Origin of the sequence: Psychrobacter sp. K31L (assembly GCF_017942195.1) — a bacterium.
GTDB classification, from domain to species: Bacteria; Pseudomonadota; Gammaproteobacteria; order Pseudomonadales; family Moraxellaceae; genus Psychrobacter; species Psychrobacter glaciei.
This window is the reverse complement of record NZ_JAGKSC010000006.1, coordinates 103,138-118,156: the sequence shown is the minus strand read 5'-3', so window position 1 is coordinate 118,156 and position 15,019 is coordinate 103,138. Positions and strand designations below refer to the sequence as shown.

12 protein-coding genes are annotated in these 15,019 nt (G+C 45.0%); 7 read left to right on the top strand and 5 right to left on the bottom strand.

Features of this window, described 5'->3' with window-relative positions; all coding sequences use genetic code 11:
• The first annotated feature begins 1 nt into the window (after position 1).
• The 4 genes from J5X94_RS10790 to J5X94_RS10775 all read left to right on the top strand — a co-directional run bounded on the left by J5X94_RS10790 (position 2) and on the right by J5X94_RS10775 (position 5,863).
• The gene (locus J5X94_RS10790; RefSeq protein WP_210541255.1) at positions 2-1,741 is read left to right on the top strand and encodes a UDP-N-acetylmuramoyl-L-alanyl-D-glutamate--2,6-diaminopimelate ligase; all 1,740 of its coding nucleotides are present in this window, start codon (positions 2-4) and stop codon (positions 1,739-1,741) included.
• A gap of 403 nt (positions 1,742-2,144) precedes the next feature.
• Positions 2,145-3,596 (top strand): UDP-N-acetylmuramoyl-tripeptide--D-alanyl-D-alanine ligase, encoded by a 1,452-nt coding sequence (locus tag J5X94_RS10785; RefSeq protein ID WP_210541254.1) that lies wholly within the window; start codon positions 2,145-2,147, stop codon positions 3,594-3,596.
• Positions 3,597-3,599: 3 nt separating this feature from the next.
• Positions 3,600-4,718, top strand: coding sequence for a phospho-N-acetylmuramoyl-pentapeptide-transferase (mraY, locus tag J5X94_RS10780; protein WP_010198007.1), 1,119 nt, complete (start codon positions 3,600-3,602; stop codon positions 4,716-4,718).
• Positions 4,719-4,900: 182 nt separating this feature from the next.
• On the top strand, positions 4,901-5,863 hold the full coding sequence (locus tag J5X94_RS10775) for a putative RNA methyltransferase (RefSeq protein ID WP_210541253.1): 963 nt from the start codon (positions 4,901-4,903) through the stop codon (positions 5,861-5,863).
• Between the two features lie 30 nt (positions 5,864-5,893).
• On the opposite strand, the gene cls is transcribed toward J5X94_RS10775, so the two are convergent.
• A complete protein-coding gene (gene cls, locus J5X94_RS10770) occupies positions 5,894-7,345 on the bottom strand; it encodes a cardiolipin synthase (RefSeq protein ID WP_210541252.1) in 1,452 nt (483 codons plus the stop codon).
• Between the two features lie 310 nt (positions 7,346-7,655).
• Here cls and J5X94_RS10765 point away from each other — a divergent pair, with 310 nt between their 5' ends.
• The 3 genes from J5X94_RS10765 (at position 7,656) to J5X94_RS10755 (ending at position 10,839) form a co-directional block, all read left to right on the top strand.
• Positions 7,656-9,416, top strand: a complete 1,761-nt coding sequence (locus J5X94_RS10765) for a TrkH family potassium uptake protein (protein ID WP_210541251.1) — start codon at positions 7,656-7,658, stop codon at positions 9,414-9,416.
• An 81-nt stretch (positions 9,417-9,497) separates the two neighbouring features.
• Positions 9,498-10,199: a potassium channel family protein gene (locus tag J5X94_RS10760; protein ID WP_189585879.1), complete on the top strand. Its 702-nt coding sequence runs from the start codon at positions 9,498-9,500 to the stop codon at positions 10,197-10,199.
• Positions 10,200-10,296: 97 nt separating this feature from the next.
• Entirely contained in the window at positions 10,297-10,839 is a 543-nt protein-coding gene (locus tag J5X94_RS10755) for a DUF3124 domain-containing protein (protein WP_210541250.1), read from the top strand.
• A 50-nt stretch (positions 10,840-10,889) separates the two neighbouring features.
• Here J5X94_RS10755 and J5X94_RS10750 read toward each other — a convergent pair whose 3' ends face one another.
• The 4 genes from J5X94_RS10750 to J5X94_RS10735 form a co-directional block, all read right to left on the bottom strand.
• Positions 10,890-11,570 (bottom strand): cupin domain-containing protein, encoded by a 681-nt coding sequence (locus J5X94_RS10750; protein WP_210541249.1) that lies wholly within the window; start codon positions 11,568-11,570, stop codon positions 10,890-10,892.
• A gap of 72 nt (positions 11,571-11,642) precedes the next feature.
• Complete coding sequence (locus tag J5X94_RS10745; RefSeq protein ID WP_210541248.1) at positions 11,643-12,353, bottom strand: hypothetical protein; 711 nt, start codon at positions 12,351-12,353, stop codon at positions 11,643-11,645.
• 313 nt (positions 12,354-12,666) lie between these two features.
• Positions 12,667-13,566 (bottom strand): SMP-30/gluconolactonase/LRE family protein, encoded by a 900-nt coding sequence (locus tag J5X94_RS10740; RefSeq protein WP_210541247.1) that lies wholly within the window; start codon positions 13,564-13,566, stop codon positions 12,667-12,669.
• 70 nt (positions 13,567-13,636) lie between these two features.
• Complete coding sequence (locus J5X94_RS10735) at positions 13,637-14,800, bottom strand: iron-containing alcohol dehydrogenase (protein ID WP_210541246.1); 1,164 nt, start codon at positions 14,798-14,800, stop codon at positions 13,637-13,639.
• Between the last annotated feature and the right edge of the window lie 219 nt (positions 14,801-15,019).

Below are 15,019 nucleotides of genomic sequence, written 5' to 3'. Positions count from 1 at the left end.
AATGACTATGCTCACTTCATCGCCAACCAGTGCTACGGTTAACTTGCAACAGCTTATGGATGCTAGCAACCGTAATGACCATCGCCTAGCGCAGGCATTATCGGCGATGATAGCAGCATCAGCTCAAGTACTAGCCACTCAAACATCAACAAATCAGGCAGCTTCCGCTCAACTAAATACAGTTGCCAACGTACCGTTTCAGCGGTTTCGTTTGGACAGCCGTCAGGTAGCGCCAAACGATGTGTTTGTACTACTAAAGAGCCATACGCCAAACTGCCAAAAAAGTCGTGATTACCTTTATCAAGCCGCTAAAAATGCGGCTTTTATCCTATCAGAAATCGATCCGATTGCTTTGCTTGCCACGGCTAATGTGCCACCACATGCCAATATTGCTCTAAGCACGGATGACTCACAATCTATAGTGCAGCAGCAATTAGACTCCTTGCCTTGCCCTGTTTTATATGTGCCCAACATCCGTGACTTTTTAGGTGACTTAATCCAAGCGCGTTTGCAGTATCAGCAGCCAGTGACACTACCAGCAGTGGTGGCGGTGACAGGTACCAATGGCAAAACCACCATCAGTCAACTGGTGGCGCAATTAACCCAGTTGACTGGCATGAGTAGTGCCGTCATGGGTACAGCGGGTAACGGTAGATTGGGTGCCTTGGTGCAAGCCAGCCATACCACTGGCGATGCGCTAGCCGTCCAGCAGTTCTTATATCAAATGGGGTCAGAAAACGCCGAGCTATTGGCATTGGAAGCCAGCTCACATGGTTTAGATCAGCAGCGTTTGCAGGGTATGCCTGTGTCGGTGGCGATTTATACCAACCTAAGCCGCGATCATTTGGATTATCATGCTGATATGGCAGAGTACGCAGCGGCCAAAGCCAGATTGTTTGATAAAGCCCATTTTCCGGATTTGACCCACGCTATTATCAATATCGATGATGAGCATGCGCAGGTTATGTTGGATACGGCCCATGCCAGCGAATTGACGGTTTGGACCTATAGTTTGGATGCTTCAAAAACGGCTACTTTTGTCGCCGCTAAAATCAAGCCCAGCTTACAAGGTGTCGAGATTAGCCTGCATACAGATTTCGGCGATGGGAAAATTAATAATTTAGATATCGTTAGTCCATTACTTGGACGTTTTAACGTGGCGAATTTGCTTGCCGCTATGGCAGCAGCAGTGGCGATTGGTGCTAAGTCAAATGTAGGTATTGAGCGTATTGCGCCAGTCGTGCCACAGCTACAAGGTGCTGTTGGTCGTATGCAACGTGTGCCCTCTAATGATGGCTGCTTTATCGTTGATTATGCGCATACGCCTGATGCTTTAAGTCAGGTGTTAGCCAGTCTAAAAACCCATTGCAAAGGTCAGCTATGGGCAGTGTTTGGTTGCGGTGGCGACCGTGATGCAGGCAAGCGCCCATTGATGGCGCAAGCAGGGCTGGCAGGTGCGGATCAAGTGATTCTAACAGCAGATAACCCACGCACCGAAGACCCACAAGTGATCTTGCAAGATATGCAAGCAGGCATGAGTGCGGAGCAATATCAGCGTACCCATATCGAACCAGCACGGCAAACAGCGATTGAATATGCCGTCAATCAAGCGGCTGCCGATGATATTGTGGTCATCGCTGGCAAGGGTCATGAGACTTATCAAGAAATCAATAATGTCCGTTATGATTTTGACGACAGTGTTATTTTACAACATGCCCTAGAGCACGCTGGGCGCGTATAAAAGAGTGCTGTCTAAATGTTTAGCATCAATAATTTTTAGCACCACTAATTTTTTTAATAATATTTATAAGTTTTAACATGCAGGGTCTGTTGAACATTCAAATGTGGCACTGGCAGTGGCTATTTTTTAGACAATACGCAGTGAAATTTTTGATGCCTAGTCATTCTAGGTTAGACAATTTCGCCATGTATTGGCGAAAAATAGCCCTGCCCTGAAAGGCTGATGCTAAAATTACCTCAAACGTTGTTGTAAACCTAGCTAAGGTCTCGACATTATCGTCGGTTTACGCCTGATTTGGTAAAAGGTTTGAGGTGATTTTAGCGATCAGCAGTCCTAATATTTGAATGTTCAACAGACCCTAGTTATAAGAAATACGTAATCATCATATAAGGTAATCACTACTATGACAGCCGACAACGATAACACCATACAGTCGCAAGGGCTGTATGTCTGGCAAGCAGATAACTTGCTAGCAGCCACCACCGCTATTGATGGTCACTGGCAGTTAGATGCAGGACAGTTAAATGAAGAACAAGCAGAGATAAGTAACGGCATTACTAGCAACCGTATTGCCACTGACACGCGCACGATAAAAACCGGTGATATATTTTTAGCCTTAACGGGTGATAATTTTGATGGTCACGATTATATCAATATGGCTGCCTCACAGGGCGCAGTTGCCGCTATCGTCTCACGACCTATCTCTACCAATATTCCGCAGTTAGTTGTCAAGGATACTCGCTTAGCGCTAGGGCAATTAGCCGCCTATCGTCGTCAGCAGCATCAAGATTTGACCGTGATTGCCATTACAGGCTCCAGCGGTAAGACCACTTGTAAAGAGATGCTTGGAAGTATCTTCGGCAGATTAGCACCGACGCTCATCACTCGTGGCAATCTCAATAACGATTTGGGTGTACCGATGATGCTGCTCGAATTATCTGATCACCATCGCTATGCCATCTTAGAGTTGGGTGCCAATCATATTGGTGAAATTGCTTATACCACTGAAATTGTCCGTCCGGACGTGGCTTGTATTTTGAACATCGGTACCGCCCATCTGGGTGAATTTGGTAGCCGCGAAGGGATTTGCCAGACCAAAGCAGAGATTTATCATACTTTGGGTGACACGCAATTTGCGATCGTTCCTGATAAAGATGACTTTACCAATCAATTACGCCGTATTGCTGAAAAGCATACCTCACATGTCATCGGCTTTGGTAATACCGATGTCAGCGCCAGTCACTTAGATGTCGAGCCTGAACGCAGTGAATTTAAGCTGCATATTGGCAACCAAGTCCATGATATTAGCTTGCCACTAGCAGGTGAGCATAATGTTAATAATGCGTTGGCGGCGGCGGCTTGTGCTCATGCTTTGAATATCGACGTGAATGATATTGTGATCGGGCTTGAGAACGCACGTCCCGCTAAAGGGCGCTTGAACAGTCAGCTACTCGGTATGCATCGCCTGATTGATGATACTTACAATGCCAACCCACATTCGGTGCGCGCGGCTGCCAAAGTATTGGCGGCGCAAACCGGTACACAGGTGATGGTGTTAGGAGATATTGGTGAGCTTGGCGATGCTGCGGTGAGCGAACACCAAAGCTTGGGTCGTACCATCGCAACCACGGGTATTAATGTACTTCTGTGTGTTGGCGAGTACGCGCCTTACACCGTGGCTGGGGCACAAGAGATTTCTGAGATTAGCGCGCATGCGTTCGCTGATAAAGATAGTTTACTGCAGTATTTACAGTCTTACTTGCAAGCGCAACAAGCTCAGCCTTGTACGGTGTTGTTCAAAGGCTCTCGTTCCATGCAGATGGAAACACTTATTCATGCGCTAGTAGAGGAGTAGGCGGTGTTAGTTTGGTTGTTTGGCTGGCTTGGCCAGTATTACTCACCGTTTTCTGCGGTTTCTTCGTTGACGCTACGAGCGCTACTTGCGGTGGTTACGGCACTCGCATTTAGTATGTTCTTTGGCGGACCGGTTATTCGGCATTTGCGATCACTAAAGTACGGTCAGGCCATTCGTAATGATGGCCCGCAGTCGCATTTGGCTAAGACTGGTACGCCGACCATGGGCGGGGTGTTGATTTTGAGCGCCATCGGGGTATCGACTTTACTCTGGGCACGCCTCAACAATCCTTATGTGTGGATTTTGCTGATCGTAATGATCATATTTGGCGCGGTCGGTTGGGCGGATGATTGGCTCAAAATTAAATATAAAAACCCCAAAGGTTTGATTGCTCGCAAAAAATACTTTTGGCTGTCTATGGGGGCGTTATTCGTCGGTATTTCGTTATATTATATCGCCACCTTGCAACCGGATATGGCCACCACCCGCGAGATGCAAGATTTATTAATACCCATTTTTAAAGACTGGATGATTCCGTTCTCAGCCGTGCCTTTCGGCATTGGTTTTATTATCTTTACTTACTTTGTGATTAACGGTTCTTCCAATGCTGTCAACTTGACCGATGGCTTAGATGGTTTGGCAATTTTGCCCGTCGTTTTAGTCGCGGCTGGTTTGGGCGCGATGGCCTACGTCTCGGGTGACGTACGCTTTGCCGATTATTTGCATGTGCCTTATATTGCTTATAACTCTGAAGTAATTATTGTCTGTGGCTCGATGATTGGTGCTGGCCTTGGCTTCTTGTGGTTTAATGCGCATCCCGCGCAAGTCTTTATGGGTGATGTGGGCGCGCTTGCCCTCGGTGCGATGTTAGGTACGATTGCCGTCATGACCCGTCAAGAGATCGCTTTTGCCATTATGGGTGGTTTATTCGTCGCCGAAGCGCTATCGGTTATGCTGCAAGTCGGCTCCTATAAACTGCGCAAAAAACGCGTCTTTCGTATGGCACCGCTACATCATCACTTTGAAGAAATTGGCTGGAAAGAAACGCAAGTGGTTGCCAGATTTTGGATTATTGCCATTTTACTGGTCATACTTGGTTTGATGACGTTGAAGCTACGCTAAGCCGCATTAAAATAGTATTAACCTAGGTGCTGTAGTAAATAAGTATTTATGTGATTAAAAAGCCATCTCAGCGATCACTGAGGTGGCTTTTTGTTTTCTTAAATTCTGTATTGATGGCTTCTTTTATTCATCAACCCACGCAATTTTTGTTAAAATGCTAGCCATATTGCTATGACCTAGAGATGCTTGTGTCCTTATTTGTTTGTCCCCTTTGCCAGTCACCTCTGCAACCAGCCGCCGATACGTGGCGCTGCGATGGCAGTTTAAACCCTAAGCAAACTGCGCATCCGTTTGATGTGGCGCGTCAAGGCTATGTCAATCTGCTGCCCGTACAGCAAAAAAAATCCAAGACACCAGGCGACAGCCAGCAATCTATCGAAGCGCGCAAGCGGTTTTTGGCAGCTGGGCATTATGCGCCGTTACAAAGATTGGTTTGTCAGCAAATGAAGCAATTATTAGGGCAAGATGGAAGCATCTCTGTGCCAACAGCTAAGCCTAATAAAACCCCAGTCAACTGGTTAGACATCGGTTGCGGGGAAGGTTATTACACTCAGGCAATGGCGCAGATGGGCTCAGATATTATCGCTACCTTGATAGCAGCTGATATCAGCAAGCCCGCGTTGGTTGAATTGGCTAAAGTGAGCAAAGCCGCCAGTCAGCTGTGGTATCAACAACATAAAGACAAGGCTGAAAAGACGACGGTTATTTACCCATTGGTCACCAGTGCGGCAAATTTGCCTCTGCGTGCTCATAGCGTCACGGGTATCAGCAGTATTTTTAGCCCTATTTTGCCTGAGGCTTTTGCCAAGGTATTGGTTGATGAGGGCTACCTAATTATTGCCAAGCCTGATGTCGGACATTTAGCAACGATGCGTGATGCACTATTTGATAGCGTGCGCGAGCATGATTCTGATAAGTTTTTGCAGGAGTTGGCACCATACTTTACGTTGATAGAGACGTATCGTGTCAGTACCGAGATGACATTGTCAGCGACTGACTTAGCTGACTTGCTGACCATGACCCCTTATGCCTACCGCGCCCGTAGCGAAAAAAGACAAGCGTTACTGGCAGCGGTTGAACAACAAGCATTTAGCACGGAAGCAAAATTTGTGGTGTATGTTTTGCAAAAAAGCGTTGATCAATAATGAGGACACGCCCTAGCACCCAGCTGTTATTTATAAAATAGGTCCCATCGTCGCGACAATATTGTTCCAAATTCTGTATGGCAATGACCAGTCTGCAACTTGTTGACGGCTGACTTCTTCTGAATCAGCGATATACTGATACTGGCGTTCAATAATATCGGCGGTTAATGCGGTATCGCTAAAGACGATATTGTTTTCGTAATTCAAATCAAAGCTACGCAAATCTAAATTGGTCGATCCAATTAAGCTGATCTGACCGTCAACGGTCAAGGTCTTAGCATGTAGCAATCCCGGTTTGTATTCATAGATTCTTACCCCTGCTTCTAGCAATTGCCAATAATAACTGCGGCTGGTCGCGGCGACTACCAACGAGTCGTTGTGTTTGGGGAAGATCATCGTGACCTCTACGCCGCGATAGGCGGTGGCACATAACACATTGATGAGGGAATAATCTGGGACAAAGTAAGGGGTTGAGATGGTCAGGGTTTTCTGTGCTTGGCTAATTAGGACTCCTAAGAATTGCGGTGTTGCGCCTGAGCGTTGGGTGGGGCCATCAGCAAAGACTTGTGCGGCAAAGCCTGTAGAAGTTGGCGAGCTTAGCCGCTCGGTATGGTAATAAAAGTTCTCAGTCGCTGTGTCAGGGTTTTCTATCAGCCAATCACTGGCAAAGAGCATCTGGTTCTGTGCCACGACAGGTCCTTCGACGCGCAGCATAATATCGACCCACGGCGCAAAATTTGGCTTCACACGAAACTCAGGGTCCGCGCAGTTTTGACTACCAGAGTAACCAATGCTGCCATCGATCACGGTAATCTTGCGGTGATTACGCAGATCAATACGGCTAAATAACATCACCTTTATAAGATTGTTAATCGGTAGTGCCACGCTGACTTGCACGCCAGCATTTTTCATTTGTTGCCATATCTTTGAGCTCACCATCTTCCGTGAGCCCATGCCATCCACCATCGCTCGACAAGTGACACCGCGACGTGCTGCACGCATCAAGGCTTGGGCAATATCGATACCTGTGCCATCAATCAGCCAAATATAATACAGCACATGAATATGATCGGTTGCTGCATCAAAATCCGCAATCATTCGTTTGTGCGTTTCAGCCGCATCGGCCATGAGTTCCGCATGATTGCCCACCGTGGTATGAAAGCCTGTGACGTTCGCAGAGTAAGCAAACGCCGCTTGATACTCGGTTTTTATGGCATGTGTTAAAGCCTCGTCGCTACCGAGCACTTCAGGGTTCTGCGTATGGAGCTTATCTATAATTTGCTCATGCTTGCGGCTGAAGTCACTGCCTAAATGTACCTCACCAAACATCCAGTAAACCACGACGCCGATATAAGGCAAGATAAACAGGACGACCATCCACGCCAGTCTAGCCGATGAGGTCAAATCATGGCGGGAGAGTATGCGTAAGGATATCAGCACTAGTAATATGAAATGAATGGTCAATAAAATATCCAGTACCATAGCGCCGTCCTTAGTTATTGTCTTTATGCAGGGTGCTGCAATCGTTATTTATTACTCCGTACTTTACCATGGCAACTCGTTTAGACCGTAGCCAACTTGTCATCAGATTGTCATCAATAGCGTTGATGACAACAGCCTTTATTGGGATGAGTTAAAGAGCTGTCTGATGTAAAAACAACGCTGTTCTTTGTTCATCATAGCTTTCAACAATCAACTCATAACTGGTTACAGATTTTTTAAAATCAGTCTTAGTGAATAGTCAAAAAAAGGAGTATAAGTATCGTGGTTATTCCTTTCATGGACTAAGGCTATGCACGCTGCCATTCGCTATCGATTACTTAATAATTTTACTGTTTTTATTAGCATCATTGGAGTAGCCGTGGCTCTCCTCGATAGTGGTTTTACGCTACCGAATTGGCTACAGCATGTTTTTCATATTTTGTATTTGGTCATTATTTTCTTAGGGTTTGTCGTTACGACAGGGCGCTATATCTATAGCAAAAAACCGCTAACGATTAATAAAGTGGCCGTTTTTGACTTATTGACCAGTATCGCTATTGTTATCTTACTTGTGGCGCATTTCACGGATTTAATACGCTCAGGCTTGGCTGTTTCCGTTGACGGTTTTGTGGCGATTAAGATTGCGGTGCTGGTTACGTTCATTCGTGAAATCTCTGATCACGATTTCAATCTTGATCGTACTTTTCTAAATCCAGCCCAATTCTTTATCCTAAGCTTTTTGTCGGTGGTGCTGGTTGGCGCTTTGCTATTAATGATGCCCAACGCGACCACCCAGCCTTTGTCTTTTATCGATGCGTTATTTACCGCCACCAGTGCAGTGTGTGTTACTGGGCTTATTGTGGTGGACACCGCGACCTATTACACAACCTTTGGTCAAGTCATTATCATGGGCTTGATTCAAATTGGTGGTCTCGGGATTTTGACCTTTGTGACGTATTTTAGCTATTTCTTTAAGGGTGGTGTCAGCTATGAGACTCAGTTAAGTATCAGTGAGATGTCCTATATGCGCGGGACGGGTGATGTGGTGGCGACCCTCAAATCTATCTTATATGTGACCTTTGCCGTTGAGTCGTTGGCAGCGGCATTCATTTACGCCAGTATTTATGATTTACCTGGCATGGACTTATCTGAGCGCTTGTTTTTTTCTGTATTCCATGCGATTTCGGCTTTTTGTAATGCTGGATTTTCTACCTTTAGTGCAGGCTTATATGATGACGCGCTGCGCTTTAATTATCCTTTGCAGCTGATTATTGGTATTACCTTTATTTTTGGCGGTATGGGCTTTGTGATCGTGGTCAATGTACTGCGGTATTTGCGTTACCGTGCTCAGCGCCTGATATATCGTCGTAATCAGCGCTATGCTTATCTACCATGGTTACTCAATATTAACAGCCGTATTACCCTCATTACGACAGGTGCTTTGCTGCTAGTGGGACTCATTGGGGTTATGCTGTTTGAATATAATGGTGTACTGGCTGACCATGGCAGTTTTTATGGCAAATTAGTGACGGGAATCTTCACTGCTGCTACTCCGCGAACGGCTGGGTTTAATAGTATTGATATGGGCGACCTAGCATTTCCGACGATTATGTTGACGATTTTTTTGATGTGGATTGGGGCGTCACCGAACTCAACGGGCGGAGGTATCAAAACCAGTACCTTTGCCATAGCGCTATTAAATACCTTGAGTTTGGCGCGTGGACAGACCAGAGTGGAAGTATTCAAACGGGAAATCGCTGAGATATCGGTTCGTCGCGCGTTCTCTATCATGTGGCTGTCGCTGTTGGTCATTGGTATGGGCGTGACACTTATCAGCTACGATCAGCCCGAGTTGGACTTGATTAAAGTGGTTTTTGAGTGTTTTTCTGCTTATAGCACTGTGGGCTTGAGTTTGAATTTGACGACCGAGCTGTCCGATTTTAGCAAGATGGTGATTTCGGTGATTATGTTCGTTGGTCGAGTGGGTATGCTGACGCTCTTTATTGCTTTATTCAAAAACATGCGCGAGCGTAACTACCGCTATCCCACGGAAGAGATTACTATTAACTAAGTTTCTGTTAATTAAGTCCCTGTTAATTAAATTTCTATTAACACAAGCGTGGCACTATTATTAAGGCATCAAAAGGATAATATGAAATATATCATCGTAGGGTTAGGCAACTTTGGCTCGTCGCTGGGTATGGCGCTGACCAGTCAAGGTCATGAAGTGATTGCTATTGACAGCAATATGCAAAAAGTTGAGGCCTATAAAGAGGTCATCTCGCATACCGTCTGTATGGATGCTACCGATGAGTATACCGTCACTGGTTTACCTATTATCGATACCGATATCGTCGTGGTCGCAATCGGCGAAGATCAAGGCGCGAACGTCATGGCAACGGCGCTATTTAAGACCTTAAAAGCGCGGCGCTTGATTAGCCGCAGTATCAACCCATTGCACCAAAAAGTGCTGCAAGCCATCGGCGTGGACGATCTTATTCTGCCTGAAAAAGAAGCCGCCGATCGTTGGGCCAAACGGCTGTCACTGCGCTACTTTGTAGATTCGTTTGAGCTTACCGATCATTTTAGTATCGTTGAGCTTAGTATTCCAAATACATTGATTGGAAAGACCGTTGACGACTTACAGCTCAAGCAAAAATTCAATATTCGATTGCTTAGTACCATGCGCTATGAGTATTATGAAGACAGCTTTGGACGTACGCAACGTAAGCCGAGTATCGAAGGTTTAGCCGAGCCTGAGCAAGTGCTACAGGACAAAGATGTCCTGATAATCTATGGCGCGAACAAGCATATTAATCAGTTTTTACGTAGCGTTGGGGTAAAAATACAGTAGCGGGCTAAATCTAAATAAAGGATACACTGTCTGAACATCAACGACGACATACCTATTATTTTAATAGCAACGCTATGACATTATAAAAGGGAAAGTTATGAATAAGTATCACATATCCGTCCTGCTGATTGCTGTGACGGCACTGCTGTCAGGCTGTGATCAATCGTCTCAAGACCCGAACGTCATGCTGTCAGAAGGGCAGAAAGACCCCATCAAACAGCTAGAAATCACCTCAAAAATTGATCGTAGCAAATTTGGCTATCAGCAAACCTTTTATGTGCCGATTTACTCTGACATTTATACCGATAGAGACAATCGTAAAGTCTTACTGTCTGCAACTTTGAGCGTTCGTAACACCACCCTAAAGAAATCATTGTATATCAATAAAATCGATTACTACGATACGCATGGGGCTTTTGTAAAATCGTATCTGCATAAACCTATTGAGCTACCGGCCATGGGCACGCTCAATTATATTGTCGAAAAAGAAGAGGACAAAGGTGGCTCTGGCGCTAACTTCATCATTGAAGTCGAAGGCATTGACGATACCGTCACCCCAGTTATTGAGGCGGTGATGATAGGCAACTTTAGCAATAAAGCCTTTGCCTTTACGACGCAAGGTACGCCAGTGATACATTAGGGTCTGTTGAACATTCAAATGTGGTACTAGCAGTGGCTATTTTTTAGGTTTTATTCATTCATTTCTAAACCAATGACGTGAGTGAGATGTCCAGTTTTCAGATACACCGTAGCACCCTCTGGCCCTGCTTTGGCTTGCGGCTGTTCACCGATAGGGAAGCGTATCCACCCACCTCGTTGATAGACTTGGTCATCATCTATCAGCTCACCTGCCACCACCAGTAGCTCTGCACCACCATCAATTGAAGCATCAAACAGCAACTCATCTGCATTTATACGCTGCAAGCTCACTTGCTCGTTACTATCTAAAAACAGAGGACAAACGTCACGATTGTCTTGTCGCTGCCAATTGGCACTATCTTGAGTATCAATCGCCACAGGGTTGGACTCGTCAGATGACATTTGACGTAGTTTAACAAAAATAACCGCACCTTCCTCACTATAAGGTCTATGACCTGAAGCCGGTGGATTGCGTAAGTACCAGCCTACCGGATAGTGTGTGTCATCAGCAGAAAAAGTCCCTGACAATACCAAAATCTCTTCGCCACCCGGATGCAAGTGATGCGGGAAGTAAGAGCTCGGTGCATAACGAACCAAACTGGTCGCGCGTGCCTTCTCTTCTCCTACGCGGTCAAGCATCACACGCTCCACACCATTTTGTGGCGATTTTACCCATTGATGGTGTTCAGGAGTCAGCGCGGCACGACGTGAAAAATCTGCATTGATAAGCATAAGGTACTCCAAAGAACGTACTAAAAATATAGACTGAAAGTCTTACTATTAAAGGTTTTAAAATTCAGAGAGCTACTGACTGATAAACGTCACCGCCTCAGTACTGCCATTTTTACTAGGCTGACTGATAGTGATTTTGCTCGCCAAAATATCACCTTGAGCATTGATTTTATAGCATTCTGATGAAGTGCCATTAGGATCAAAATTGAGGAGTAGGTTCTCTGAGGTCTCTATACATAGCCAAGCGCGGTTATTGCTCTCCCTCGTTAGCGACCAGCTTTGTTTATAAGTACCAGTTTGTTTGCGCATACTGCTGTCGCTGTAGACGTTTTCGGTGATTAAGGCACTGGAATCGCCAACTGAAGCCATCTTGGGGATGACAGTCGTTTGGTTCGATAGCGAGTATCTACCGCTATTATCCGTGAAGCCATGGAACATCAAGGGATTGGTCGTAAAATAGTTGGTCGCGATAGATTGATTGGTAATTTGATCGTAGCGTTTAGTGACGGTATTTATCTCAGCAGCTTTAACTGATTTATTGTTGAAAGCCACTGTACCTTTGGGTGTCACCTTAATATCGGCGACGATATTTTGCTTGTCCACTACGGCATATAGTTGTTCGCTGCGCTCTTTGGTATAGACATTGAGTAGGGCAGTCTCAACAGGGTATTGAGTGACGATATTCCCATTACTGCTACCATTATCAGTGCTGCCCATCGGTGCATTGATCGTCACACAAGCGCTTAAGCTGAGTCCTGCTACTACCACCACTAAATTTTTCATAAGGCCATCCTTCCCATTATTTTAATTTTCTGAGTTGCTAATACCTACTATAATCGAATTTTACGCCACTCGCGTCTGACATTCGTTAATAGCTATTTTTAGCCCGTCTAGATATGATCAATTAAATTGAGGACACGCCCTATATAAAGAGGCTAAAAAGAATAAGAAGCAGGATAGGGGTCAAAAATAAAATAGCTTGCAGGCATGAAGCAACGATTAGACGGGTGTAAGTTGTCTAATCGTTGCATTGGCATTATTGGATACTGTGAAATCAGGCGGGCTGTTTTAGATTTATGTCTAAAAAGGTTTTGAACTAAGGTGTACCTGCATGACCTACTTTGACTTGTGTGGACAGCATACGACCTTTGGTTTCAGCTTTACGTGATGCTTCATCCCAATCAGGTGCCGCACACATAAACAGTGTTTTACCATCTTGTCCGCCAAGGGCAACCGCGAAAATACCATCAGGTGCCGTATCGATAGTTTCTAAAATCTCACCACCTTCTGCTATACGGACGGCACGCTGGTTCAATGTATCCGCAATCCAAACAGCACCTTCGGCATCTAGCGCGAGACCATCAGGTAATATACTGGCATTTTCTATACGCAAACCAAGGTTTGGCTCATCACCCAACTCTCCAAAATTAGCAAAGTCGCGCTTTTCACCAAGGCTACCATCTTCGTTGATAGCAAACTGCGTAATTTTATTGCCAAACAGCTCGTTAACGATCAAGGTCTTTTGATCTGCAGAGATAACCATACCATTTGGAAATGCCAATCCTTCAGCGACAATCTGTGAGCTTCCATCAGGCTTAACCAAAACAAGCCCCGTATTTTCATGGTCCGCACCACCCATCAAGTCAAAGCCAAAGTTACCGATGTAAGCATTACCATTGGCTGAAACCACCATGTCATTGGCATGACCATCGCAATGCTCCCAAATATCGGCATGAACGACCAAGTTACCGTCATTTTCTAGTCGTAATACTTTGCGGTCTTTCATCGATACAACCAGCATACGCCCATCGGGCAACCACCCTAAACCAGAGGGTTGCTGCTCAACATTAGCAATTTCCTCTGCCACTCCCTCATCATTGACACGATAAATGCCTTGAGTATAAAAATCAACAAACCATAAAGCATTGTTATACCAGCGAGGGCCTTCTAAGTAATGAAAGCCATCAACGACAACGTCTAATTTATATTCTGACATAATTGTTTCCTTGAATAGTGGTTATCTTCCTTGATAAATAAAACTGTTTTGAATAGCAATGGTTTCTGTTTTAGAGTATCTCCTTATATATCGTTGTCACTTCATCTAAAGTCATGTCTTTGGGGTTGGTTGCAATCAGTCGGGCATAGGTATTTATTACTATGTCTGCCAATGCGGGGATGTCTTGATCTGTTATATCCAATTCGCTTAAGCGATACTTGAGACCACTATTTTCTAAAAACATCTTTAGTTGATTAATAAATAAAGTCGCTGCGTCTAAGTCTGCCAGGCCAGATGTCTGAGTAGGCATGACAGCATGAGCCAGCTCAGCATAAAGCGGGGCGGCTTCTGATAAATTAAATGTGAAAACACCACACATAACGAGTGCATTGGCATGTCCATGAGGGATATGAAAATTGATACTCAGCGGATACGAGAGTCCATGTACTGCTGCTACTGACGAGTTAACAAAGGCAATACCAGCCAAAGTAGAGCCTAATAACATTTCGGCACGCGCGTCGATATCATCGCCTTGAGCCAATACTTTCTCAAAGTTATTCCAGAGCATCTGCAATCCTTTAACAGCCAATGCATCTGAAATAGGATTTTTCTTGGTACGACTCGTATACGCTTCAACGCAGTGAACCATGGCATCTAAAGCGGTTGCAGCCGTGATGTGACGAGGTAGCTTCAGTGTTAGTGTGGCATCTAAAATGGCGACATCAGGTAGGATTTTAGGCGTATAAATGGCTTTTTTGCTGCCATCTTTTGCCGTGATGACAGAGACAAAGGTAGACTCTGCACCCGTACCAGCAGTCGTTGGTATCGCAAATAAAGGCAGCTTATTAAAGCCACTGACATCTTTGTCTAAAATGTCATTTACTGACTCAAAGTCATTTGGAAGCAAGGCGACGATTTTTGCTGTATCAATAGAGCTGCCACCGCCTAGACCAATAACCAGATCACAGTTATGGTCTCTGGCAATTTTCATAGCGTCATTGACGACGTCAACGGGTGGGTCAGCGATGACAGCATCGAAGACAACCACTTGAATGCCAGCTTCTTGTAATGATTGCTGTGCGATATCGACATAGCCCAGCTGAGTGATTCCAGCATCGGTAACAATAATAGCCGACGTCGCACGGTATTGTTGAGCTAACGCGCCTAGCTTTTTGCGCATACTGTCAGCTTCGCTGATGATATGACCATTGCTATAAAACTCAATCCCTGTCATTTTTTCTTCCTTGTGTAGAGATATATCTAGATATGAATCAGCACTAATCGTAAGATATATAGTCAATCCACTATAAAAGCGTTACAGCGTTAACCTCGCTTGAGGTATCAAATATACATCTACACTCGGTTGCCTTATACCACTTTTAAATTGAACCGACTATAGTCAATTCTCTATAAATTGGATACGGTGTCAAGCTTGCTTAGTCTACTACTTGTA